The organism is Candidatus Methylomicrobium oryzae, assembly GCF_016745425.1.
Lineage (GTDB): Bacteria > Pseudomonadota > Gammaproteobacteria > Methylococcales > Methylomonadaceae > Methylomicrobium > Methylomicrobium oryzae.
Window position 1 is genome coordinate 1 of record NZ_JAERVK010000006.1, and the last position, 24,416, is coordinate 24,416.

Genomic DNA, 24,416 nt, shown 5'->3' on the forward strand with positions numbered 1-24,416 from the left:
TCGATCGCTTGTTCCCGACGCGATCTACCTCCCCCATCCGTGGGGTCGTCGATCGCGTGTTCCCGACGCGATCTACCTCGCCCTTCCTTGGGCTCGTACCTCTGTCCATAGACCACCCTTTAGTGGCGGCATCCCTGCAGTCGTCTTTTTCAAAGAGGGGAGTGAATCATCCGCTTTTCGCAACAATCAACATTCGGGAAGTTATTTTCCACCAGATCCTAACTGTTCTTGTTCCGGCGCCTTTAGCCCTGCGGCTCGTTCATCATCCGGTAAACCGCCTCGACCACGTCCCCGATCGAACGCGCCGATTTGAAATCCTCCGGCTTGACCGCCTTCCCGGTCATTTCCTTCAGCCGGACGATCATGTCGACCGCATCGATGCTGTCGAAATCGAGGTCTTCATAAAGCCGTGCCTCCGGGGTAATATCGTCCGGATTCAGCTCAAACATCTCGACCATCAGTTCACGGATGGCCGCCAAAATTTGTTCGCGATTTTCCATTATTTTCTCAAGTGCGGGCGGATTGGATATAGTTCGCCAGAGCGGAAACCGAAGCGAAGATCTTCGCCACGTCCTCTTTTTCGGCATTGATTTTGACATTGTATTTTTTCCGGATCGCAAGCCCTAACTCGAGCGCGTCGATCGAATCGAGCCCCAATCCTTCATTGAACAGCGCCGCCCCGCTGTCGATGTCATCGATGCCGATATCCTCCAGATCCAGCGTCTCGATGATCAATTGTTTCAATTCATTTTCCATGGTACTGATAAATATCTCTTTGCTGAGTGAAATAATCTTGTAAAAACCGGTTCAGGCGCCGTACCGCGATCGATTTGGGCTCGATCCGTTGAAATTCGGCCAGCGGAATATCCTCGCCGACATGCATCGCCAAATGGAAACGCCGCCGGTACGGAATGCTGTACCACGGTTCGGCCTTGGTCAGCGTGCTCGGATAGCAGGACAGCGTCACCGGCGTGACGACCGCGCCGGCCTGCAGGGCGATCGCGGCGGCGCCGCGCTGGAAACGGTAAGGCTTGCCCGGCACCGAACGGGTGCCTTCCGGAAAAATGATCATCGAACCGCCCGCCTGCAGCCAATCCACGCATTCCTCGATCATCTGCTCCGGGTCGCCGTTGCTGATGTAGCCCGCGTTCAGAATCGGCCCGCGCATGGCGGGATTGCGCCAGAGCGATGCCTTCACGATGCAGCTCGCCTCCCGGACTCGGCTGATCAGAAACACGATGTCGACCAGGGTCGGATGGTTTGCCAAAATCAACTGGCCGGGCCGGTTCAGTTTTTCCAGCCCGACGATCTCGTAGGTCATGATCCCAATCCGGTGCATCAGGCCGATGAATGCGAAAAAACCGTAATGGACGACATGCTGGCCGCGTTTGATTTTCTCCCTGCGGCTGCCGGGCAGGATCGACAAGACCGGAAAGACCAGCACCCAAAGTAAAAAACCGCCGACTCCGAAGGTCGTGAAACTGACCGCGGTTCCGAAAAGACGCCAGACGTAATTCAGCTTGTACGCTAAATTTTTTCCCATCGCCAGCCGCGCCCCCAAAAGTCAACGGCCGCTCCGCCGTCGCCGCGGCGTAAAAAATCGACGAACAACGGCAATTGCACGGGCTGCTCGCCCGCGTCCCCGTTCTTCGGCACACGGCTCAGGCGCAGCGGCATTCCCTTGCCCGCCAAGGCCAGGCGCATCGCCAAAGCGCAAGTAAACTCGCCGTTCAGTGCGAACGGCGCAACCGGATAGAATCCGGCGATCGGTTCGTCGTAGAGCACCACCAGCACCTCGGCCGCGCCTTCCTGCAGCATCCCGAGCGCCTCGGCAAAAGCCGGCCCGATCGCTTCGCCGCCCGGCGCAATCACGGTAATTTCCTGTTGATTACGATAGGCGATCGAATACAGTCCCGCGATCGCATTATGTACCGACAAGCTGAATGCGGTCGGCGACAGTTCCTCGCCGTCCCGGATCGTTTCGAGCATTGCCAACGCCTTCCCGACCTCGCCGTGAGCGGAGCTGAACACGGTCGGAAGGTTTTCTCCCGGCTTGATACACCGGTCGATCGCATTGAATACCGCCCGTGCCAAGGGACTCAAGCGGCGCTGCTGCAGCTTCGGAATAAAGCCGGGAATCTCGGCGAGATTTGGGCTGGAATGCATGCACGAAGTCTCCCGGCTCTCCGAATCCGACGCCCATACACCCCAATCATTCAGTACAAAATCGGCAACTTTCAAGGCGGAGGGCATGACGGATCAAAAAAGCGCGAAAGAAGGGCGAAAAACAAGACCGACAAATTCGATTAAAAAGGCGCGTTTATACCACAAACGCGCGCCGAGCGCATTTTGGCAAAATTATTCCTCTAAATGTTAAACTAAAAGACCGCAACATTTGAGTATTAGAGAAAGCGATCGATGAACCTGACTAAAACATTCTTTTCATGCGCCGGCATCGTTCTGCCGGCGCTATTGAACGGCTGCGCGGCCACCGCGCCCGAAACCAAGCCTGCAGAAGCCGCGCCCGCGGCGCGCGTCAACGACTTTCCGACCCGCGACCGGGTCGAGTATGTGCTGAACTGCGTAGCCAAACACGGCGGCCTGACCTACATCACGCAATACGCCTGCGGCTGCAAAATCGACAAAATCGCCGAAAAAATGACTTTCGCAGAGTATGAAGCAGCCAATACCTTCACCTATCTGCGCAGTACACCCGGCGATGCAGGCGGCCTCTTCCGCGACCCCCAGCAATCGAAGGATTTAAGAAAATTGCTGAAGGAAACCGAAACGTATGCCGAAAAACAGTGCTTTGTGAAATAAGGTCATAGGGCGCAATAGGCAAAGCCGTATTGCGCCGCATGGAGGCCTACATTCGGCGGAATTCGCTTCGCTATTCCGCCCTACAATTCGACTTGGTAAGATTCGCTGTAGGTCGAGCCTTTCGTGCACGCATCCCGCGCAGTCGGGCTTTCGCAGGAGGTGTCGCTGATTTCCGCCTTCAGAACTCCAGCCGACTGCGGCACGAAATAAAAGCGGAAATTCGGGTCGGAACTGATCGCGATGTCGGTTTTCGCGGTCAATACCGGCTTGCCGTTGAAGGTAACTTTCAGCTGCTCGATGAAATGCGACTTCTTCACGAAACGCGTCAGCTGATCCATCTGCATCCCGGTAATGTTCGGATGACTGATCAACAGTTGCGCCAGATTCGGCTCGCCGGCTTTCACGCCGCCGTCCAGCCTGAATTTCATTTTGCCGAGCCGTTTCATCGACGCGTCCAGATCGGCCCCGATCGGAGCGGAGCAACCGCCGCTGGCTTTCACGAATTTTTTCGTCATGATCAGCCTACCGTCGTTCATTTCCGCGATCGCACGGATGTAACTGTAGGTATTGACCCGGACCCGCATCGCCAGATCGGCCTTGCCGCTGTCGGGCGTCAGTTCGAACTCGCCGACGAACGGAAACGGGTTCTTGTCGACCAGCACGAGAATTTTCCTGATATAAATGTCCTGCGTCTGCGGAATCTTGCTGACGATTTTCAGCGGCACCAGCGCCGGGTCCTCGGCCCGGTAGGGCGCTTCCAGTTCGATCACGTCGCTGCTTTCGGTGATCGTTTTACCGGAAAAATACTGATTTCTCAGCGTCGCGTTCCACTCGTTTTCATCACCCTCGGCCATTGCGGTCAACGGCAAGGCCAGCAACAGCACGATAGACAGGAGTCTTGATATTTTCATTTTCTATATCCGATGGTTCAGTAACTTCCCCATTATGGGCCTTGAGGCAAACGAGAGCAACCTCGCCGGTGCGTAGCTCCAATCCAGCCGAACCGCTATTCCATATTTGCTTTAAAATACCGCCATTTTTACCCGGTTTCCTGTTTCCATGACGATAAAAATCCTGCATTGCCATCCCGCAACGCCGAACGACTCGATAGGCTCCTTGAGCGTCGAGATTGAACGCGACGCGGGAACTTGCCTGACGCTGCGCTACCGGCTCGCCGGCAACCTGGAAAAAATTCTGATTCCCGCAGCAAAACCGTCCGCTGTCGGCGACGGCTTATGGCAGCATACCTGTTTCGAAGCCTTTGCCACCGCTGCCGGAACTTCCGCTTATCGCGAATTCAATTTTTCGCCTTCGGGAGAATGGGCCGCCTATGCATTCGGCGATTACCGCGAGCGCATGCCCTGGAGCATCGGCACGCCTCCCGTCATTGAAGTTTCGCAGCCACAGGATCAATTGCTGTTGACCGCCCGCATCGCGGCAGACGATCTTCCGGCAGGCGCCCGCCTGCATCTGGGGCTGACCGCGGTTATCGAATCGATCGACGGCAATATCTCCTATTGGGCCTTGCATCATCCGGCCGAAAAACCCGATTTTCACGACTGTGCCGGCTTCGTCTATCCGCTCGACTGAACGCCTTCCGACAACCTTTTAAAATAACGACCCGCCCATGAAATTCGGCATAGACCGCTTACTCGAAGACCGCCGCCTGCGCGCGCCGCTGGCCGGCCAACGCATCGCCCTGCTCGCCCATCCCGCCTCGGTGACCGCTGATTTAACACACAGCCTGGACGCCCTCGCCTGCCTTCCGGATCTGAAGGTCAGCGCCGCCTTCGGCCCGCAGCACGGCCTGCGGGGCGACAAGCAGGACAACATGATCGAATCGCCCGATTTCGTCGATCCGGTGCACGGCATTCCGGTGTTCAGCCTGTATGGAGAAGTTCGCCGGCCGACCGAGGCGATGATGGACACGTTCGACGTACTGCTGGTCGACTTGCAGGATCTGGGTTGCCGGATTTACACCTTCATCACCACCCTGCGCTACGTACTCGAAGCCGCGGCCAGGCATCGGAAAGCGGTCTGGATTCTCGACCGCCCGAACCCGGCAGGACGTCCCGTCGAAGGATTGGCCCTCCGGCCCGGCTGGGAAAGTTTCGTCGGCGCGGGCCCGATGCCGATGCGCCACGGCCTGACGATGGGCGAGATGGCGCGCTGGTTTGTCGCCACGTTCAAGCTTGACGTGGATTGCCAAGTGATCGCGATGGAAGGCTGGAATCCCGAGGCTGCCCCCGGCTACGGCTGGCCGCTCGGCGAGCGCACCTGGATCAATCCAAGCCCGAACGCACCGAATCTCTGGATGACCCGCTGCTATGCCGGCACCGTGATGCTGGAGGGCACCACCCTCTCCGAAGGCCGCGGCACGACACGGCCGCTGGAGTTGTTCGGCGCGCCCGATCTCGATGCGCGCCGTTTGATCGAAACGATGTATTCGCTCGCCCCGGCCTGGCTCGAAGGCTGCCGTTTGCGCGCATGCTGGTTCGAGCCGACTTTTCACAAACATGCCGGCAAACTGTGCGCCGGCCTGCAAATCCATGTCGAGGACCCGTCCTACAGCCATGAGCGGTTCCGCTCCTGGCGCCTGCAGGCGTTGGCCTTCAAGGCCTTGCGCCGCCTACAGCCGGACTATCCGCTGTGGCGCAATTTCCCCTACGAATACGAACTCGACCGTCTGGCGATCGATGTGATCAACGGCTCGCCGCTGTTGCGCGAATGGGTCGATGATGCCGGCGCGGAACCCGAGGATCTGGAAAAACTGGCGCGCCTGGACGAAAACGCCTGGCTGGCTGACAGGCTGGAGTTCCTGCTTTACTAAGGAGTTGGTCGATCATAACCTCCCCTCTGGTTCCCTTGCCGAGCACCTATCGTGCCCCCCTTTACCGGCTTGGGTCACCCTCCAAAGCACACAAACCGCTGTAGGGTACGCTGTGCGTACCTTTTCACCCCCACCAATGGTACGCACAGCGTACCCTACAGCTGAGAAACGATCAGGCGGCATGCCGGGAAGTTATTTTTAACCGCATACTAAATTCCGGAAACTCCGTGCCGCCATTTTCCAGGCGCATGGTTTTGCTCTCAAAGCCGATGAACGCCGGGATTGAACAACTGTCATAAATCATGTTTACGATATTTTCTCAAGCCGGCGGCGCAGAAGCCTCTTGCTCTCATTTTCGCTTAACCGGAAATATCGAATCACCGCGATTTGCTTAACGAAATCAGCCGAAACCTTCAATTTAACGATGAGGCCGTCATAGAGCCGGACAATACGCTTCGCCGAACCGAACCCATAATAAAACAGCCGTCTGACTTTGAAGATGAGTCCGGAGCTCTTAAACCGGACCGGGAGTTCGCAAATGACAGAAGACCAAAAAATTGCCATTGACCGCGCATTAATCGCGCCGCGGCCAAGACGCAAGAGAAGCTCGACGCAGGAATTTGTTCACCGTTTGTTTGAAGAAGCCGATATCCGCCTCAACGGCCACAGGCCTTTCGACATCCAAGTGCGCGATCCTCGATTTTACGAACGCGTGCTGGCGGACGGGCCGCTCGGTTTCGGCGAAGCTTACACCGAAGGGTGGTGGGACTGCCACGACATGGCCGAAATGATCGCCCGCATTACCCGTCACGACATCGAAAAAAACCTGAAACTCTCCTGGAAACTGTTGTGGGGAGTCCTTCGCGCCCGCCTGATCAATCTGCAATCCCGGAGCCGCTCTCCTATAGTCGGCTGCGAGCACTACGATCAGACGCTGGACGCTTACGAATGCATGACCGGTAAATGGCAGGCATTGAGCTGCGGCTACTGGAAATCGGCAAAGACGCTGGACGAAGCCCAGGAAGCCAAATTCGACCTGATTTGCCGAAAGCTCAACATCAGCCGGCACGACCGCGTGCTCGACATCGGCTGCGGTTTCGGTTCGTTTGCCAAGTTCGCTTCGGAAAGATACGGCTGCAGCGTAACCGGAATCAATATCTCCCCCCAGCAGGCCGAGCGCGCGCGCAGCAGCTGCAAGGGGCTGCCGGTCGACATCGTGACTTGCGACTATCGCGACACCCGACGCTATTTGTCCGACAGAAAATTCGACAAACTCGTTTCGATCGGCATGTTCGAACATGTCGGCAATAAAAACTTCCGCACTTATTTTCAAATCGCCAACCGTGGCCTGAAAGACGACGGCCTCTTCCTGCTGCATACGATCGGTTCGAACGTCTCGCTGCACCATAACGATCCCTGGTTCGAAAAATACATTTTCCCCGGCGGCCTGTTGCCGTCGATCAAGCAAATCGGCGCGGCGATCGAGAACGTCTTCGTAATGGAAGACTGGCATAATTTCGGCTACGACTACGCACTGACGCTGAACAACTGGTACAAAAACTTCGCCGAGGCCTGGTCCGGCGACAAAAACGATCCTTTCTTCCGGATGTGGACCTATTACCTGTTGTCCTGCTCGGGCTATTTCAAGGCCCGGCGCGTACAGTTGTGGCAAATCGTACTCTCCAAGTCCGGCCATAACGGCGGCTATACCAGCATCCGGTAACCTTACCCTATTGATACGCCTGGAAGGCGCTATCCGATCGTCAAAATCCGGCCTTCGGCGTATACTGGCGCGGTTTTCCACGAACTCAGCCTCCGCCATGCCGATCCCATTACCGTTCGACCTGCTCGCGTTCGCCGGCAGCAGCGGCCTGATACTGATCTACTATCTTTTTTTGCGGCTTCGCGCCCACCGCGATCCCGATTTCAGCGTACACGGGTTTAACCGAAAAGTGCGCACAGCCTGGGTCGAGATGGTGGCACGAAGCGGCAAAATGGATGTCCTAGCCGTGCAGACGCTCCGCAATTCGGTCATGGCGGCCAATTTCATGGCATCGACCTCGGTGCTGCTGATCGTCGGTACGCTGAATCTGAGCGACAGGATCGAAAAGTGGGCCGGCGCCTGGCATCCGGATACAGCCGCCGCAAGCTGGGCGGGCGAGTTATGGCTGATCAAGCTCGGCCTGTTGCTGCTCGTTTTTTTCATCGCCTTTTACTGTTTTACAATGGCAATCCGCTTTTTCAATCATGTCGGCTATATGATCAATTTGCTGGCGGGGCTGCCCGAAACCGACATTTCGCACGCGCAAGTCTGCACCTACTTGAACCGGGCAGGCGCCTACTATAGCTACGGCACGCGCAGTTTTTTTTTCAGCCTGCCGCTGATCCTCTGGTTTTTCGGCCCTTATCCCCTGATTCTCGCGACGATCGTTCTGATTGCGGCGCTGTACAAAATGGACCGGGCGCCCTGACAGGCATTGCGCTTGTCATCAATCCTTAACATTTTGTTGCGGGGACTGCGCTACAATCTTTCATTTACAGGAAGTCAATGAAAAGTAAATCATCCGCTTTACCGAAAGCCTTTGTTTTCGGAATCGCCGGGCTGTTGCTGACCGGCTGTTCGACACTGGTCGAAAAAACGCCCGCGCGATCCGAAATCAAAAACGTGATCATGATCATCGGCGACGGGATGGGACCGCAGCAGGTCGGCCTGCTGCTGTCTTATGCGCGGCAGGCGCCGCACGGCGTACTGAAGAACCGTAAAACCGCGTTGGACAGGCTGGCCGAAAGCGGGCGTATCGGCATTTCGCTGACCTATCCCGACGGGGCGCTGGTCACCGATTCGGCGGCGTCCGCGACGCAACTGGCATCCGGTAAATTCGCCAAGGCTGAAATGGTCGGCCTGGATACGGACGGACACCCAGCGGAGAACGTCATCGAAAAAGCCAGACGCTGGGGCAAGGCGACCGGCCTGGTCTCGGATACGCGCATCACCCACGCAACGCCTGCCGCGTTCGCCGCACACGAAACCCACCGCAGCCACGAAACCAACATTCCCGAAGACTTGCTGGCCGCGAACGCCGACGTGATGCTGTCCGGCGGACTCGATTATTGGCTGCCCCAAGCCGCCGCCGAAAAGAATTCGCCCATTCATCAGGAAATGGAGGCAAGTATCGAGCATGCGTTTCGAATCGATTCGGCGCGCAAGGACGGGAAAAACCTGCTGGATGCGGCCCGCAAACAAGGCTACCGCCTGGTTTTCAACGCCCGCCAATTGCGGCAGGCATCCGGAAAAACCCTGGGGCTGTTTGCCGGCTCTGGGATGAGCAACGGCATCGTCGAAAACCGAAACCGCTTGGACGCCGGCCATGCCGAACCGACGCTGGCAGAAATGAGTGATCAGGCGTTGAAAATCCTGGAACGGAACGAACGCGGCTTTTTTTTGATGATCGAAGCGGGCCAGATCGATTGGGCGGCGCACCGGAACGATACGGGGCTCCTGCTGCATGAAATGCTCCGTTTCGATGCGATGCTCCACAAGGTTTTGGACTGGATGGGCGAGCGCGAAGATACGTTGCTAATCGTGACCGCCGATCACGAAACGGGCGGCTTCGGCTTCAGCTACTCGGGCAAAAACATTCCTGCCCCCGAAACCCTGGCGAGCGGGCATGTTTTCAAGCCGAATTTCAATTTCGGCAATCCCGAAATTCTCGATAAACTGTACGCGCAAAAGCTCAGCTATCACGCCATCTTTGCCGAATTCGACACCCTGCCGTCCAATCGAAGAACGGCTGCCGCGCTGGCCGAACGCATCAACCGCCATACCGAATTCGAAATCGGCACCCACGAAGCCGAAAGAATCTTGGCAACCGAGGCGAATGCAGATTACCGTCCCGATCATCCTTCGCTGAACGAAAAGACTGTTCCCAAGCTGGCGGCCAAAACCGCGTTTTTCGTCTATAAAAAGGACAACCGCGAAAATCTTCTCGCCGAACTTGTCGGCGCCCGGCAACAGGTCGTCTGGGCCAGCGGCACGCATACCAGCACGCCGGTTTTTGTATTTGCGAAAGGGGCCGGGCAAGCCGTCGAGCCGTTCGCGAACATTTTGCATCATACGGACGTCGGCCGCCTGATGATCGAGGCGTTACGGCCGAAGGATGCCGCAGACTAAGGCTTTCTTACATCCATTCAGGCACAGTTCATCAAACTGTCACCGAATCGCCGCACGATTGTAACGAAACTGCCGCACAATGTAGTCCTTCGAAACTCGATAGGAGCATTGTCATGCAAACGCTCAAACGCAACCCTTGGCAAAACGTCCGCCTCAACCTGCTCTATTCGGCGCTGGGGCTGCCGGCGCTCAGCCTGCTGGTCGCCTGGTCGGTCGAACTGCTCGCCGAGGCTTTATTCCTGAAGTGGTAGCTCCACGTTCTTGTCCCGTATAAATTACGGGCGATACTCCCCTCGCCGATGCCGCGGTCAGGACGGTATGCTCTCGCTCTGCATGCCATAACCGCAGAGTGGTTCGATCGGCGTTCCCCCGCCGGCATTCATCGTGATGCCTCCTTTGCCCAGCTTGGGTTCCCCCCGTTGTAAGATACGCTGTGCGTACCTTTTCATCCTCATGGTACGCATAGCGTACCCTACAACTGCCTGCCGCCATCCCCCTAGGGGGTGTTCGGCCAGTCCCAATGCTCGACACCCGCCATTAACGTCAAAATCGATGAACGGCTTGGGGCCTTCTCCCTTCTTCTCCGCATCCCTGCAATTTTCGTTTCGGAAACGGCTCCCCCATTTCTCCTTCATTCTCTTTATAGTTGCAAACGGTCTAAAATCAGGCTTCGAGCGGTTACCGAAGGAAGCAAATCCATTAGAGGGATTTCAAGAAAAACCGGGCCATGAGCCGGAGCAATCGCGCCATAATCTCTATCATCCTGATTTGACAAGGCCTAGCCGGAGTCGCGCCTCTATTGTAAAGATAGCGAGCCTGCCCTTGGGTCATCAGTCTTTAGAAAAGCAAATGATTAATTATTTATAATATGCTAATGTTATTTTTATAGGCTTTATTTATCCCCGTTTTTTACTCTGAAGAGGCTGCAAATCATGGAAAATTTCACTCCCTATTCCGCCTTGGCGGGCGGCGCCCTGATCGGGATCGCCAGCGCGATGCTGTTGTTTTTCAACGGGCGGATTGCCGGCATCAGCGGGATCATGAACGGCGTGTTTTTCGCGCCGAAAAACGACCGGGCCTGGCGGCTGCTGTTTCTGGCCGGCCTCGTTGCCGGCGGAGGACTCCTTCAATGGCTCATGCCCGGCTTCAATGTCCCGCGTCAAGGTTATCCGGTCGAATTGCTGGCAATCGGCGGTTTTCTGGTAGGCGTCGGGACCCGGATCGCAAACGGCTGTGTCAGCGGCCACGGCGTCTGCGGAATCGCTCGCCTGTCAATTCGCTCGATCGCGGCGACGCTGACCTTTATCGTCGCCGGCATGCTCACCGTCTACGTAATCCGCCACCTGTTGGAGCTAACCGCATGAAGACTGATGCAATCGCATTTCTGAGTGGGATTTTATTCGGCACGGGTCTGGCGCTTTCGCACATGATCGATCCGAACAAAGTGTTGAACTTTCTCGATGTGACTGGCCGCTGGGACCCCAGCCTGCTGCTTGTGATGATCGGAGCGCTGGCCGTTGCGATGACTGCCTTCCGAATCATTCTGAAACGTCGCGTGCCACTCTGGTCCGGGTCTTTTCAACTTCCTCAAAAGGCCGCCATCGATCCGAAACTGATCTTTGGCGCGGCCATTTTCGGCATCGGCTGGGGCATGAGCGGTTACTGTCCCGGCCCTTCGGTCACCGGCCTGAGCCTGTTGTCTCGGGAGTCGATGATCATGATCCTCGCAATTTATTCCGGCTTTTTCGTCACCCACCGCCTGCTGGACAAGCCCTAGCCCCCGCCAATTCGGCAACGCCCCTGGTCCGGACGTTGCCGCCTCTTTCGGCGCCTCGATTTTCCTTCGATTTATCAGGTGTCCGAAGGGAACAGGAATGTTAAAATTTTCCTTTTTGCACGCTGCCTCGGCGCAGTGTCTTTTTTGTCTAGGAAAACGTCCCCGTATCCATGAAACGACTGATCGAAACCAGAATAGTGAACCCGCTGCTCGAACAATACGGCGTTCCGTCCTATAAAACCGTCGGCTCCGCGGGAATCGATCTGATAGCGTGCATTCCGGAGTCCGTCGTGATCGGCGGCCGGCAAAACCGGCTGATCGGCACCGGCCTGGCGATCAATATCCAGGACCCCGGACTGGTCGCGGTCGTCGCGAGCCGAAGCGGGCTGTGCCTGAATCACCAGATCAGGGTCGGTCAAGGCGTCGGTATCATCGATTCCGATTACCATGGCGAAATCGGTGTGATCCTGCACAATGACGGCGAAAACGATTACACCGTCAACCCGGGCGAGCGGATCGCGCAGCTGCTTTTCATGCCGGTCGTCCAAGTGGCGCTTAAACTCGTTTCCGAATTTACGACTGTTACCGACCGCGGAACCGGCGGCTTCGGCTCGACGGGGAAAGCCTAATGTTTTTTCCTGTTACCGGTTATTCTTAAGCGGATTCGAAAGCGCCTGCACAGATGCCGCCGGAAGACGCGCTCCCGAAATCGCTTTCCCAAGCGCCGTACCGCGTGTTTCGGCGCCGCCCCGGCGCGACGGGAAAAGCGGGGGTGGCCCGATCGCGACCGGTTGGCGCCCCGCGCTTAAAACCCACCCGTCTGATTTTTATTCATTTTAGGATATAGAGGATGTTTCGACTTTTCTCTTATTTGGCCGCCGCTTCCCTCTTGCTGCTTCTCAGTTCGAATGCAGGCGTTTTCTGGATCGCATCCCACGCAATAAAGCAATCCGAGGAGGCAGCGCTCGGCGCCCTCGCCAAAGGCATCGGCCTGTCGATATCCGTACAGATCGAACTGCTGGATAAAAGTCTGGACAAATTGGCGCAAACTCCCGAAACGATACAGGCCATCGCCAGCCAAAATCCCGCAACGCTGCGGCAAGCGGCTGACCGAATGCTGCCGCTGCTCCCGAACGCTCTCAGCGTCAGGCTCCTGCTGCCTGGCACCACCGAACTGGACGACAAGGGCTCGCCGCCGATGACTTACGCCGATCTGAATATGGTCCGCGAAACGTTTTCGAACAACCACAACCCGCTACCGGCTGTACAAGGCGAAACCCCGAATGACCGGCATCTGGCGATAGCCAGAAAAATCGTCCAGGGAGAACAGGCGATCGGCGTGCTGTTAGTCGGCTTCGACGACGACATTATCCGCAAAAGCATCGCACTGGCCAAGATCGACGACGGCTATATCCGCCTGCACCAAGGCAAGCTGCTGTTAGGGGCGGCCGGTCATACGCCAGGGGAAAAAGGAGACGGCCGCCTGCAAATTCCGGTTGCGAACACCGATTGGATTCTCCATTACGGGCATGTCAATGAAGATGTGCCAGTCACGCTCGACTCCGGCCTGATGCTCGGCTTTATCTTGGTTCCGCTGGGGCTGATGACGGTTTTATTCCTGCTGAGCTACCGTCGACTGTCCAAGATGCTGGCCGAAGACCTGGGCAGTACAATGCGCGCTTTCAAGGATCTGATGAAAAACAATTTTCAGGGCAACTACGTGACCCGGCTCAGCGAAATGAAAGGTTTCATATCGATTTTGTCCCAGTACAAGCGAGTCATGGACCACGACGGCAACGAAGTGGCCGTCCCCCCGAAGCAGGCGATAGACTCCGGCCTCGGATTTACCGACTTTTCAACCCACACCGATTTCGGGTTCGACATCGAACCGGCCGCGAAAGCCGCCCCCAAGACGCCGGCGAGCTCCAATATCTTCAAAAAACCGGCAGCCGGCCAGAAACCGGAGCAGCAGGCCGCCAGCATTCCCCCTGTTCTAGAGAAACCGCCCGTCCCAAAAACCGCGGCTCCGGCCGAAATCGGCGAGGATCCCAAAAATGCCATTTTTCGCGCCTACGACATTCGGGGCATTGTCGGCGAATCCCTAACTCAAGACATCGTGTACGATATCGGTCGGGCGCTCGGGACCGAAGCCAAATCGCAGGGCTGCCGCACGATCGTACTGGGCCGCGACGGACGGAAAACAAGCCCCGGCCTGGCGGCCGCGGTCGCCAAGGGGATCCTTTCCACCGGCTGCAACGTGCTCGATATTGGGATGGTGCCGACTCCGGTACTCTATTTTGTTGCTCACCACTCCAAAGACCGTTCAGGCGTGATGATCACCGGCAGCCACAATCCGGCCGAATATAACGGCATTAAAATGGTGATCAAAGGCGAAACGCTGGCGGAAGAACGTATTCGGAACCTGAAAAAATGTATCGACAGCCAGGCCTATACGGTTGGTGAGCCCGGCGCGATCGAGAAAAACGGCCGCTTCGCCAACGAATACATCGGCACCGTATCCGAGGACGTCCACTTGGGCAGGCCGATGAAAATCGTCATCGATTGCGGCAACGGAGTAGCCGGCGAGATCGCACCCAAATTGCTCAAGACAATCGGCTGTGAAGTGATCGAATTGAACTGCGAGGTGGACGGAAACTTTCCGAATCATCATCCCGACCCGAGCAAACCCGCCAATCTGCAAGAACTGATCATGGCGGTCGCGCATTACCAGGCCGACCTGGGCCTGGCCTTCGACGGCGACCGGCTTGGCGTGATCGACTCGAACGGCAAAATCATCTGGCCGGACCGGCAGATGATGTTGTATGCGCAAAACGTGCTGGCCGCGCGCCCCGGAGCCGAAATCATTTTCGACATCAAATGCAGCCGCCATTTGGCCAGCCAGATCAAAGACCGCGGCGGGCGCCCGACACTCTGGAAAACGGGCCACGCGCTGATGAAGGCAAAACTTCAGGAAACCGGCGCTGCGCTGGCCGGCGAGATGAGCGGGCATATATTCTTCAATGACCGCTGGTTCGGCTTCGACGACGCCCTATACACGGCGGCCCGTTTGATCGAAATCCTGTCCGAAGACAGCCGCACCAGCGCGGAAGTTTTTGCTGGGCTGCCTGACAGCTTCAATACGCCGGAATTGAACATCATGCTGAAAGAAGGCGAAAATTTCCAATTCATCGAAAAGCTGAAGCTGGTCGCCGCGTTTTCCGACGCCGAAGTCACCACCATTGACGGAATCAGAATCGACTATCCGGATGGCTTTGGCCTGGTGCGGGCCTCGAACACGACGCCTTCGCTGGTGATCCGCTTCGAGGCCGATACCCGCGAGTCATTGACAAGAATTCAGCAGCACTTCAGACAGATGATTAAAACCGTAGATTCTGATTTAGTCCTTCCCTTTTAATTATGGAATCCCCAAAAACGATGCAAAACCGAAAAGCCCACCAGATCGCCGATGTCCTGATCGAAGCCCTGCCTTATATTCAACGCTTCAAGGGAAAAACCGTAGTCGTCAAGTATGGCGGTAACGCGATGGTCGATGAAGCGCTCAAACACAGTTTCGCCCGCGACATCGTCTTGATGAAACTGGTCGGAATCAATCCGATCGTGGTGCACGGCGGCGGCCCGCAAATCGGCCGATTGCTCGAAAAACTGGGCAAGACGACCGGCTTTATCGACGGGATGCGGATTACCGACAGCGAAACCATGGACGTGGTCGAGATGGTGCTCGGCGGACTGGTAAACAAAGAGATCGTGAACCTGATCAACATCCACGGCGGCAAGGCAATCGGCCTGACCGGCAAGGACGGCGACTTCATCCGGGCGAAAAAGATTCATCTGACCAAAGCGGACTCGAATGCGCAGTCGCCTGAAATCATCGATCTAGGCCATGTCGGCGAAGTCAGCAGCATCGATCCATCGGTCGTCGAAATGCTCGGCCAAAGCGATTTCATTCCGGTGATCGCTCCGATCGGCGTCGGCGCGGACGGCCACTCGTACAATATCAACGCCGATCTGGTTGCGGGCAAGGTCGCGGAAGTGTTGAAGGCGGAAAAGCTGATTCTTTTGACCAATACCGCCGGAATTCTGGATAAGGAGGGCAAGCTGTTAACCGGCTTGACGTTGAAAAACATCGACGATCTGATCGCGGACGGTACGATTTCGGGCGGGATGATTCCGAAGACCCGCTGCGGAACCGATGCGCTGCGCGGCGGCGTCGGCAAGGTGCATATCATCGACGGCCGCGTGGAGCATGCGGTACTGCTCGAATTATTCACCGATCAGGGCGTCGGCACCTTGCTGTTGAGCCGTTAATCGGCCTTCGCGTCCGTTACGGCGTTTTCGATATACGATCGGAAAGACGTCCGGATGTCGCGCACTTTGTCGCCGGCGCAGAGTTCCATGCCCAGCGACGACTGCCGGCAGCGGATGTCGAGAAACAACTGCTGCTGATTGTTGCCCATGTCGATCTTCGACACGGACAGGCTTAAATCGGAGTCTGCCGCCGGTTCGGCCGTCATCAGCAGCTTATCGTTGTCGATGTCGATGGGCGTCGTCGAAAAGCGGCGCACGAACTGATGCGCACTTTCCCAGGCCTTCGCGCATTGGCTGGAGCTATTGCAAAGGTACAAGCCCAGTTCAACCGCGGCTTTCATTTCAGCCGTTTTGTCGCTCAACTCCTGCGGCGCCTCGGTATCGGAATGCGTCAGAAATTTATAGCGTTCGATATCCGCTTCGAACGCGCTTTCTTCCTGCCTTTTTTTGCTTTCCTGATTTTCGATCTCTGCCTGTACCGCTTTGATTTGCGCCTTCGCCTTATCGATATTCTGGGTTAACACCGCCGGGATCTTCTCGCCGCTGCGCTCAAGATTGGCCGCATGCTGAAGATGATTTTCCAGTTCGGTCTCCGCCCGATGTTTATTGTTGCCCAAAAGTCCGATCCGCCCCTCGATCGCATGCATTTTTTTCTTTAACGTATCCTCCATATCCCTTAAATTGCGGAACGTACTCAATAAGACCTTGTCGTTAGCCTTTTGCCGGGCGATGATGCTTTCCTGCTGCTTTTTCAAGGCTTCCAGGCGCCGGTCAAGCTCGATCTGCTCCTTGGTTTTTGCCTTCTCCGTAATTTGGACGACGCGGCCCTTTTCACTCAGTTCCTCGCGCCGATGTTGAACCTGTTCCGGCGGCACCTGATCGGACAAAAACGTTTTACCGTTCTCGTCCACCCAGCGGTACATTTTCTTGGCATGAGCCTGCCCCGCGGTCAGACAAAGTACGGCAAACAACAGGCTGATAAAAAAAGCGCGGTCTTGCATGACGTTAAAAGAAATAGAAAAAGCCTTCTAAAGTATAGCGAAAGTTCCGCATCTTCAAACGGCTGTCGAGGTTTGTTTCTCCCTGCGGGCACGTATGTTCCCGCAGGGGGGAGGGCTATTACCAGGCGATCAGAGCAGCCAGCTGGCTCAAAGGCGGCAGGATAATCATCCGGGCGACCTGCAGAAACAGTAACGCGGCGAGCGGCGACAGGTCGATGCCGCCCAAATCGGGAATGATTCTTCTGAAAATATTGAGCACGGGCTCGGTCAGACTGTAAAGAATCGACGAAGCCGCGTCGAACCGGCCCGGATTCAGCCAGCTCAATAACGCACGGGCGATGATCGAGAAGATAAAGACATTGAACAATAAATTGATCAGCTCCATGATCGCGATCAAAGTCAGGGCTCCGATTCCGAGCGTCGCACCCTGCAGCAGGCCGATCAGAAAATTCGCCAGCATCTGCAGGAACAGCATCAGAATCAACGAAGACGTGTCGATCTTGCCGATCGGCGGAATGTACCGGCGCATCAGACGCAGCGGAGGCTGGGTCGCCCTGACCAGAAACTGCGAAATCGGATTATAAAAATCGGCGCCGCACCACTGCAGCAGGAAACGCATCAATACCGCCAGAATGTAAAGCGAGGACAGCGCCTCGATAACCAAAACGAGCGGATCGGTAAAATAACTTGCATTCATTAATTGAACTCCGGTTGGTTGGACATTTCGACCGAACGGTCGCGTGCCGCATGGAGCGCTTTCGAAACCAGTTCCTCGAAACCGCCTTGCTGAAAAGTTTCGATCGCACGCTGGGTCGTGCCGCCCGGCGAGGTCACGCGCTTGCGCAACAACTCAGGGGTTTCGCTCGATTCCAGCGCAATTTTTGCCGCGCCCAATGCGGTCTGCAGCACCAGCAGGCGCGCCGTTTCCTCGGTCAGTCCCAGTTCCGCCGCCGCTTTCTCCATCGCTTCCATCAGCAGGAAGTAATAAGCCGGTCCGCTGCCCGATACGGCCGTTACCGCATCCAGCTCTTTTTCATCCTTGACCCAAAGCGCAATACCGACCGAACGCAAAATGTTTTCGGCCATGCTGCGCTGCTCGGCGCCGACATTGTCGTTCGCATGCAGGGCCGTGGCGCCGGTCAGTACCAACGCCGGCGTATTCGGCATGCAGCGGACGATCGCGATGTCCGCCCCCAGCCAGGCGCTGAGGCTGCGTTCGCCGATGCCGGCGGCAATCGAGACGACCAGCGGTTTACGCTGCTGAATCGCCGGCGCGATCTGTCTCGCCACATCGCGCATGATCTGCGGCTTCACCGCCAGCACGACGACATCCGCCTCGTCGACCGCCGTTTCGTTCGATGCCGTCACGTTGACTTTCAGGCGCTCCGCCAGCGACTTGAGCTGCTCGGAATTGATGTCGGAAACCCGGATGCTGGAAGGCTCATGACCGGAAGCGATCAGGCCGCTGATCAGGCTCGTCGCCATATTGCCGCCGCCGATAAATCCAATTTTTTGTGTTTTCATTTTCACCTTGCTTTGATGATTGCGGAAATATTTTACCCTATATAAGGTTTGGAACATCAATCACAAGGTTATGGCGAGAATTCCTTGGAAAAAATGCCGGCCGGCGTCGATCGGGTACTGCCGGCAACGGCTTTTTGCCGTCTCATCATTCAATCAATACGGACCGGATGAAAGCAGCCTAATAAAAATAGGCATACTGATGATTGGAGCAAACCGGAAGCCCGGCACCTTGACCCCGGAAAATCTTATTTCCCCGCACCGCAGCATCGCTTGAACTTTTTGCCGCTGCCGCAAGGGCAAGGCGCATTTTTGCCCAGATTGACGGTCGAGCCGATCTTGCCGAGCGACTTGATCACGCCGTCCAGATAAAGCCAGCGGCCTTCCTTTTTGACGAATCGGCTCACCTCATGCAGAACACAGGCTTCCCCATCCTGCAGATAGTAAGCTTTGAATTCGACGAGTCCCTTGTCGTCCTGAGGTCCGCCCTTTTTGGTATCGACTATTTCAAGATGCTGCCAGACCGCCGTCTCGCGGGAAAAATCAATGCTGTCCGGGCATTTGTCGCTGTCCCAGGTCTCACGTAGGTAATCGGCGTTACGCTGTGCGTAAGCGGTAAAGCGCGAGCGCATCAAGGCTTCGGCGGTGAAAGGCATTGCCTTTGCACAAATGTAAATCCCACAGCATTCATCATAGCTGCGACCAGATCCACACAAACAAGGCGCTAAATTATCTATCAATCCAATTCTCCTCAAAAAAGAACTACTAAAATTCGGGCCCTGGCTTATTCCAGGGCTGGCTGGCGGTGCTGTATTTTACCGTGCATGGCGTATTTTTAGAGGGCCCCAAAAAATTATTAACACTCACACTTCCGATCCTTTTCATCTGCGACTTGAACACTGGAAGAAATTGTTTTTTCTGCGCTGCTGAAGCGGCCGTACCGCACCGATGGGGATGCAAGTCGACCAGCTGTTACCGCCGCCGTAAAATTCAAGCTAATAGCGATGCTGAATCTTGATGCGACTTAATACTCAATAATGAATTTTTGCTTTTGATTAGCATTAACTAGTGGGCACATCTGAACTATACTCGACCGCAAAGCTATAAGGTGAACATTCATGAAGAAAACGCTCAATGCCGGCTTTACGCTTATCGAACTAATGATCGTCATCGCCATTGTCGGAATTATAGCTGCGCTGGCGGTTCCTTCCTATCGGGCCATGATCGAAAAAAATCGATTGAAAGAAGCAGCCGAGTCTTTGGCTTCCGATATGCGATTTGCAAGAACCGAAGCCATTAAAAAAAGTAAGGATTTAAGATTAACGCTGGTCGCCGCAACCTGGTGTTACGGAATTGACGACGGCAATACGGCATGTAACTGCGGAACACCCGGAGATTGCGCCATCAAAGCCGTCGATGGCACTCAATTTCAAGGCATTACATTAGATAACAATAACAGCGTAACTTTTACCTTTAGGCGGGGAACGGCTAATGCCATGGGGACAACATTGAGCTCAGCCAATTACCAGGCCAGGGTCGTGGTTGCGGATGTTGGAAGGGTAAAGATCTGTACGCCTGCCGGCGCAACCGGATTGCAGGGTTATCCGGCCTGTTAAACCAATAACGAGAATCACAATGACGAAACAGCACGGTATTAGCCTGATTGAAATCATGATTAGTCTATCGATCGGTTTGATTATTATCGCTGCGGCTATCACCATCTATATCACATCGGTCAAAGGCAGTGCGGACATAGCCAAGTCGGCACGTTTAAACCATGATATGGATTCCGCGCTGGCCCTGATGGTTAATGATATACGCCGAGCAGGCTATTGGGGAGGGGCAAATATGGACGCTGACAGCCGGGATAATCCGTTTACTGTTTCGGGAACGACCGATCTACAAATACCTTCCGCCAGTTGCGTTTTGTATACCTACGATGCAGATGAGGATGGAACCGTTGATCCGGATGAATATTATGGTTTCAGACTTAATGCTGGAAATATTCAGATGAGGTCTTCCAATATAGCTTGTGAGGCCGGCGGTTGGAATTCCCTCAATATCAGTGAGGGCAGAGAACAGGTTGAGATTACCGGCTTGACACTGGCCCAGTCCTTTAAATGCCTAAGAAAACGGTTAGACGCAGCAGATGCAAGTTATGACACTCCGTGCGCTGATGCCGCAGCCGCTGGCAATCTGGCGACTGATGACCGCGTGATCGAAACTCGCGAAATTTCCATTACGATGACCGGACGCGCCAAGAATGACGCTACGGTCACCAAAACCCTCAGCGATCGCGTAAAAATAAGAAACGACCGTATTTTTACGCAAAGTTAAAGATGCAAATCCAGGGCGGCGAAAATATCATGATGAATTCCAGCATTTCCTTAAGGCAACGAGGCGCAGCCACATTATTGACGGCGCTGATTTTATTGATCTGCATCACGTTGGTAACGTTGCTCGCTTCGAAAACCGTACTGGTGGAGACCCAGATATCGGCGGATAACTACCGCATGGCGCAAGCCGTGGCTGCCGCCAACGCCGCGATGGATTTTGGGGTCGGTTATTTTGATAACGGCGGCTTCGATCAAAAAATCAATGCTACCGGCGCTGCGGGCAACGACAGCATCGTTGATATTATCCCCGATCAGACCTATCCCTCGGCCGACGGGACGCAAACGACCACCGCCAGCCTGACCTTCAATAATGCTGCCGGAACACGCTGTGTCGCCGCCGGCGCGACACCCAACATGAAAGGCGGCCTGATAACAGCCGTAGGCCGCAGCGATGACGGACTGGCGGTCAGGACCCTATCGCAATGCGTGGGTACCATCGACATATTCGGCGGCAACGGTCCCAAACAGTCATTAATTTCGCGGGGCGGAGTCGGCCTAACGGGAAATTACCAGATCATTAACCGATTCTATAACACGACGGCATGGTCGGGAAATGCGGTGAACATCGGCGAGTCCGCCAGCGCTTCGACTTACATACGGCCTATCGGCACCAGCGAAAGCGACTTCACCCAAGCCGAACTGGAAGACGACGACACCACTAATGACTACACATCAGAACCCATCTCCGATCGCAATAAAGGTAACGGCGTAGACACGATAGCAAGCGACCCTCGCCTGAGTTCGCTCACCGGCGACCAGTTCTTCAACAACTTCTTTTACGGCGATCGAGCGACGATCAGAGGACTCGCTACAAGCCTGAACCAAGTATATAGCGCCGGTAGTATAGGCTCAGCAAAAGACAAATCGGGTGTTGTCTGGATCGAAGGTAACACGAGCATGAACGGAGGAACCTACGGCACGCCAGCCAATCCTGTCGTCATGATCATTAACGGTAATTTAGAGGTACAAGGTAACCCTGTGGTCAATGGACTGCTTTATGTCACCGGCCAACTGGATGCCGCAGGGACAGTTAAGGTACTCGGTTCGGTCATCGTCGAAGGCGACCCCAGTATGGTTCCGGCAGGCGAAGATCCCGTAGTCGGCCATGGCGGCGTCGATTTGATCTACACCCCCTATACCCTGGATAGAGCGGCCAATCCGATCATCGGCACAACAACGGTTATCAGCGGCTCGTGGCGCGACTGGTAAGGTTTCAGGCAATTCATCTGGTAGCTTATATGACTAAGTACACACATAAAATCAAAGCGCAGCGCGGCGTTGGTTTAATCGAGGTTTTGATTGCCGCCGTCACAGTTGCCGTCGGGTTGATGGCATTGGGAACTTTGCAGGGTGGATTGATGCGTAGCAGCGGGGAAAGCAAAGCCCGTTCGGAAGCCGTCAAGCTTGCAGAAGCCACACTGGAAACATTTCGCAACAATATCAGTAAATCGGCTTTTGACACTGATCTTGCAATCGGTGAACCGGCTGGTTCGGATTCTATCGATGGAACGAACGCCACCTTTGCCAGAAGCTGGATCATTACGAACGCCTCCAGCCCTGACCGAAAAAATATCAGTGTACAAGTAACCTGGGGTGAGGCCGGTGCTGACGAGACAGTCAATATGACCAGTCAAGTGGTTTGGGCCGATCCTGGAAAAGCCGTCGATTTTGCGACCGATGGCAACGGCCTTTCCGCCAAAGCCCCCAGTCCTAATAATAACTCCTCGGCCACCCCTGGCCAGCAATTCGACCTTGAAAAAATCGAAGGAGAAACGACCTTAAACGACGGCAGCGGGCTGATTCAATATAAAGACAACAGCGGCCATATTTACCTATTGGATGATACCGGCAAGGCCCTGATCCAGTTCAACGGGGGAGTCATCCACACCATCAAAGGCCAGGTCTGGCAAGGCACGGCTGGAAAAGGAAAAAACGCCACGGTATCAATACAACCGCTTACCGATTTTCCTGTGACTTTCTCTGACTTGGCCTATTGCGTATTTCCTGTTACGCAAGGCCAATCCGACTATATCTGTTATTTTGGCGGCGACTGCACCAATCAAGGAAGCGGCTGTGTCGCCCAAGATGATTCCGTTTCCTATGAAGCGGTTTCAGGCGGATGGTATGGTAAAGTGGGCTTAATTGAAACCAGTAAAGGCGCTTTACATAACAAGAAAGTCTGTTTCGCCGAAGATATTGCCGGGACGGGCATAGAAACGGCCACCACAACCGCCCGCTTCTACTCTACCCAGCGGCTGAATGCAAGTAATAATGTGGTGGGATCGGAAGGCATCAACCAATCCTTTGCCTGTCAGGATTTTTTGGTTGTGGATCAAAACGGAAACAGCAACGACTGCAATCTGTTTCAAAATTACAGCGGTTTGAGCGTACCCAGCTCCTCCGTTAAGCGGGTTTTAGGCCCCAATGACAGCAACATGTCGCTCGCCGAAAATGTATCTAGCTGCGGTTCGATTATAACCTATACGATTAACGGCACCATATCCGGCAATGAGGCGAATCTGGTGCAGGTATTCGTCAACGGTAATGGCTGTACGATTACTTCCAATAACGGAGCCTATACTTACCAATGCACAATTACGGTCGTGAATACAACCACCTCGGTCACCATTACCGCAACCGATGGCAATGTTACACCCGATTCCACTGTCCTGAATGTCTCCACGTCCCAGCCGACTATGGCAGGCCCAACCCTGGTCGCCGATGATGCTAACATTACGCCAACCCAGTATCACATTACAGGCACGATATCCGGCAATCAAGCAAATTCAGTAACCCTTACCTTATCAAACGGAAGCTGCAGCACAACTCCGAATGGCAATGACGGTACCTATGGCTATGATTGCGTGATTACAACAACGCCAACCACAGTGACTATTAACGCAAGCGGCGGAAATGTCACGCTGGCTACAGGCAGTACCAATACAGTCAGCCTCGCGAATGCCGTTTCGGTAGCTGGGCCGAACTTCATTGCGGCAACACCGACATCCACTAACTACACGATTACCGGCGCAGTAACGGGCGCTCAAGCAAACTCCGTGGTTTTCACTTTGACTAACGGTAGTTGCAGCAATAACAACAATTATACTTATACCTGTACGATCACCTCATCGCCTGGCGACGTAATCATTAATGCAACGGGCGGCAATGTGCAACCGTCAAGCGCCACCGTAACGCTCGTAGGCGTAACGGCGATAACAGGGCCCAGTTTCAGTACGGACATCCAGGCTTCCTGCTCCGTTACCGTAATAGGCAATATCGCTCAGGGCGTGGGAGGCAAAGCAGTCACGCATAACGCAGTCAAAGTGACTTCTTCGCCGACTGCAACGTCTCCAAGTAATTGTCCGATTACCAATGCTTCCGGCAATTACAGCTACTCGTGTGCTGCGGGAACTGTTGGAAATGCCGGCACGGTGACTATCGGCGGCAGCAAGGTTGTTGTTAGCGCAGGAAGTACCAATCCGGTAACGGTTTCCTGCACAAACAGCAGTGTATCCATTATCGGCCCATCGCTGTTGACGACAAACTAAGCCAATAGGAAGGCTTGCCTAATCGG

At 55.1% G+C, this 24,416-nt stretch carries 25 protein-coding genes; 16 read left to right on the forward strand and 9 right to left on the reverse strand.

The window, feature by feature from the left end; genetic code table 11:
• Positions 1-242: 242 nt before the first annotated feature.
• Genes JJL52_RS07910 through JJL52_RS07925 form a run of 4 tightly spaced genes read right to left on the reverse strand, consistent with a single transcriptional unit; the run spans position 243 to position 2,166 of the window.
• Positions 243-500: an acyl carrier protein gene (locus JJL52_RS07910; RefSeq protein WP_202051869.1), complete on the reverse strand. Its 258-nt coding sequence runs from the start codon at positions 498-500 to the stop codon at positions 243-245.
• Between the two features lie 7 nt (positions 501-507).
• The gene (locus JJL52_RS07915) at positions 508-756 is read right to left on the reverse strand and encodes a phosphopantetheine-binding protein (RefSeq protein ID WP_202051870.1); all 249 of its coding nucleotides are present in this window, start codon (positions 754-756) and stop codon (positions 508-510) included.
• Complete coding sequence (locus tag JJL52_RS07920) at positions 746-1,543, reverse strand: lysophospholipid acyltransferase family protein (protein ID WP_202051871.1); 798 nt, start codon at positions 1,541-1,543, stop codon at positions 746-748. Before JJL52_RS07920 ends, JJL52_RS07915 begins: the two co-directional genes overlap by 11 nt.
• Positions 1,528-2,166, reverse strand: coding sequence for a beta-ketoacyl synthase chain length factor (locus tag JJL52_RS07925; RefSeq protein ID WP_236994137.1), 639 nt, complete (start codon positions 2,164-2,166; stop codon positions 1,528-1,530). Before JJL52_RS07925 ends, JJL52_RS07920 begins: the two co-directional genes overlap by 16 nt.
• Before the next feature lie 252 nt (positions 2,167-2,418).
• Here JJL52_RS07925 and JJL52_RS07930 point away from each other — a divergent pair, with 252 nt between their 5' ends.
• On the forward strand, positions 2,419-2,820 hold the full coding sequence (locus tag JJL52_RS07930; RefSeq protein ID WP_202051873.1) for a hypothetical protein: 402 nt from the start codon (positions 2,419-2,421) through the stop codon (positions 2,818-2,820).
• A gap of 80 nt (positions 2,821-2,900) precedes the next feature.
• Here the strand turns inward: JJL52_RS07930 and JJL52_RS07935 are convergent, their stop codons facing one another.
• Entirely contained in the window at positions 2,901-3,731 is an 831-nt protein-coding gene (locus JJL52_RS07935) for a quinoprotein dehydrogenase-associated SoxYZ-like carrier (protein WP_202051874.1), read from the reverse strand.
• Between the two features lie 148 nt (positions 3,732-3,879).
• On the opposite strand from JJL52_RS07935, the gene JJL52_RS07940 reads away from it, so the two are divergent.
• From JJL52_RS07940 to argB, 11 genes are all read left to right on the forward strand, one after another.
• On the forward strand, positions 3,880-4,410 hold the full coding sequence (locus JJL52_RS07940; protein WP_202051875.1) for a DOMON-like domain-containing protein: 531 nt from the start codon (positions 3,880-3,882) through the stop codon (positions 4,408-4,410).
• Between the two features lie 37 nt (positions 4,411-4,447).
• Positions 4,448-5,650: an exo-beta-N-acetylmuramidase NamZ family protein gene (locus tag JJL52_RS07945; protein ID WP_202051876.1), complete on the forward strand. Its 1,203-nt coding sequence runs from the start codon at positions 4,448-4,450 to the stop codon at positions 5,648-5,650.
• Positions 5,651-6,188: 538 nt separating this feature from the next.
• A complete protein-coding gene (gene cfa / locus JJL52_RS07950; protein WP_202051877.1) occupies positions 6,189-7,373 on the forward strand; it encodes a cyclopropane fatty acyl phospholipid synthase in 1,185 nt (394 codons plus the stop codon).
• Between the two features lie 97 nt (positions 7,374-7,470).
• Entirely contained in the window at positions 7,471-8,121 is a 651-nt protein-coding gene (locus JJL52_RS07955; RefSeq protein WP_202051878.1) for a DUF599 domain-containing protein, read from the forward strand.
• 77 nt (positions 8,122-8,198) lie between these two features.
• Positions 8,199-9,821, forward strand: a complete 1,623-nt coding sequence (locus tag JJL52_RS07960; RefSeq protein ID WP_202051879.1) for an alkaline phosphatase — start codon at positions 8,199-8,201, stop codon at positions 9,819-9,821.
• Positions 9,822-9,934: 113 nt separating this feature from the next.
• Positions 9,935-10,072, forward strand: coding sequence for a hypothetical protein (locus JJL52_RS07965; protein ID WP_202051880.1), 138 nt, complete (start codon positions 9,935-9,937; stop codon positions 10,070-10,072).
• 681 nt (positions 10,073-10,753) lie between these two features.
• Positions 10,754-11,185, forward strand: a complete 432-nt coding sequence (locus JJL52_RS07970) for a YeeE/YedE family protein (RefSeq protein WP_202051881.1) — start codon at positions 10,754-10,756, stop codon at positions 11,183-11,185.
• A complete protein-coding gene (locus tag JJL52_RS07975; protein WP_202051882.1) occupies positions 11,182-11,598 on the forward strand; it encodes a DUF6691 family protein in 417 nt (138 codons plus the stop codon). Before JJL52_RS07970 ends, JJL52_RS07975 begins: the two co-directional genes overlap by 4 nt.
• A 170-nt stretch (positions 11,599-11,768) precedes the next feature.
• A complete protein-coding gene (gene dut, locus JJL52_RS07980) occupies positions 11,769-12,227 on the forward strand; it encodes a dUTP diphosphatase (RefSeq protein ID WP_202051883.1) in 459 nt (152 codons plus the stop codon).
• A 221-nt stretch (positions 12,228-12,448) separates the two neighbouring features.
• The gene (locus JJL52_RS21315) at positions 12,449-15,013 is read left to right on the forward strand and encodes a phosphomannomutase/phosphoglucomutase (protein ID WP_236994138.1); all 2,565 of its coding nucleotides are present in this window, start codon (positions 12,449-12,451) and stop codon (positions 15,011-15,013) included.
• A 20-nt stretch (positions 15,014-15,033) separates the two neighbouring features.
• A complete protein-coding gene (argB, locus tag JJL52_RS07990) occupies positions 15,034-15,924 on the forward strand; it encodes an acetylglutamate kinase (protein ID WP_202051884.1) in 891 nt (296 codons plus the stop codon).
• Here the strand turns inward: argB and JJL52_RS07995 are convergent.
• The 4 genes from JJL52_RS07995 to JJL52_RS08010 form a co-directional block, all read right to left on the reverse strand.
• Complete coding sequence (locus tag JJL52_RS07995; RefSeq protein WP_202051885.1) at positions 15,921-16,925, reverse strand: DUF4124 domain-containing protein; 1,005 nt, start codon at positions 16,923-16,925, stop codon at positions 15,921-15,923. The genes argB and JJL52_RS07995 overlap by 4 nt on opposite strands.
• Before the next feature lie 118 nt (positions 16,926-17,043).
• On the reverse strand, positions 17,044-17,622 hold the full coding sequence (locus JJL52_RS08000; protein ID WP_202051886.1) for a YggT family protein: 579 nt from the start codon (positions 17,620-17,622) through the stop codon (positions 17,044-17,046).
• Complete coding sequence (gene proC, locus JJL52_RS08005; RefSeq protein WP_202051887.1) at positions 17,622-18,449, reverse strand: pyrroline-5-carboxylate reductase; 828 nt, start codon at positions 18,447-18,449, stop codon at positions 17,622-17,624. Before proC ends, JJL52_RS08000 begins: the two co-directional genes overlap by 1 nt.
• 245 nt (positions 18,450-18,694) lie before the next feature.
• Positions 18,695-19,201 (reverse strand): YchJ family protein, encoded by a 507-nt coding sequence (locus JJL52_RS08010; protein WP_336885048.1) that lies wholly within the window; start codon positions 19,199-19,201, stop codon positions 18,695-18,697.
• A 363-nt stretch (positions 19,202-19,564) separates the two neighbouring features.
• Here JJL52_RS08010 and JJL52_RS08015 point away from each other — a divergent pair, with 363 nt between their 5' ends.
• From JJL52_RS08015 to JJL52_RS08030, 4 genes are read left to right on the forward strand one after another with little or no spacing between them, the layout of a single operon-like run.
• Complete coding sequence (locus JJL52_RS08015) at positions 19,565-20,062, forward strand: GspH/FimT family pseudopilin (RefSeq protein WP_202051888.1); 498 nt, start codon at positions 19,565-19,567, stop codon at positions 20,060-20,062.
• A 19-nt stretch (positions 20,063-20,081) separates the two neighbouring features.
• Positions 20,082-20,783, forward strand: a complete 702-nt coding sequence (locus JJL52_RS08020; RefSeq protein ID WP_202051889.1) for a prepilin-type N-terminal cleavage/methylation domain-containing protein — start codon at positions 20,082-20,084, stop codon at positions 20,781-20,783.
• A gap of 2 nt (positions 20,784-20,785) precedes the next feature.
• Positions 20,786-22,051 (forward strand): hypothetical protein, encoded by a 1,266-nt coding sequence (locus JJL52_RS08025; protein WP_202051890.1) that lies wholly within the window; start codon positions 20,786-20,788, stop codon positions 22,049-22,051.
• A gap of 29 nt (positions 22,052-22,080) precedes the next feature.
• Positions 22,081-24,390, forward strand: a complete 2,310-nt coding sequence (locus JJL52_RS08030) for a PilV family protein (RefSeq protein ID WP_202051891.1) — start codon at positions 22,081-22,083, stop codon at positions 24,388-24,390.
• Positions 24,391-24,416: the final 26 nt, after the last annotated feature.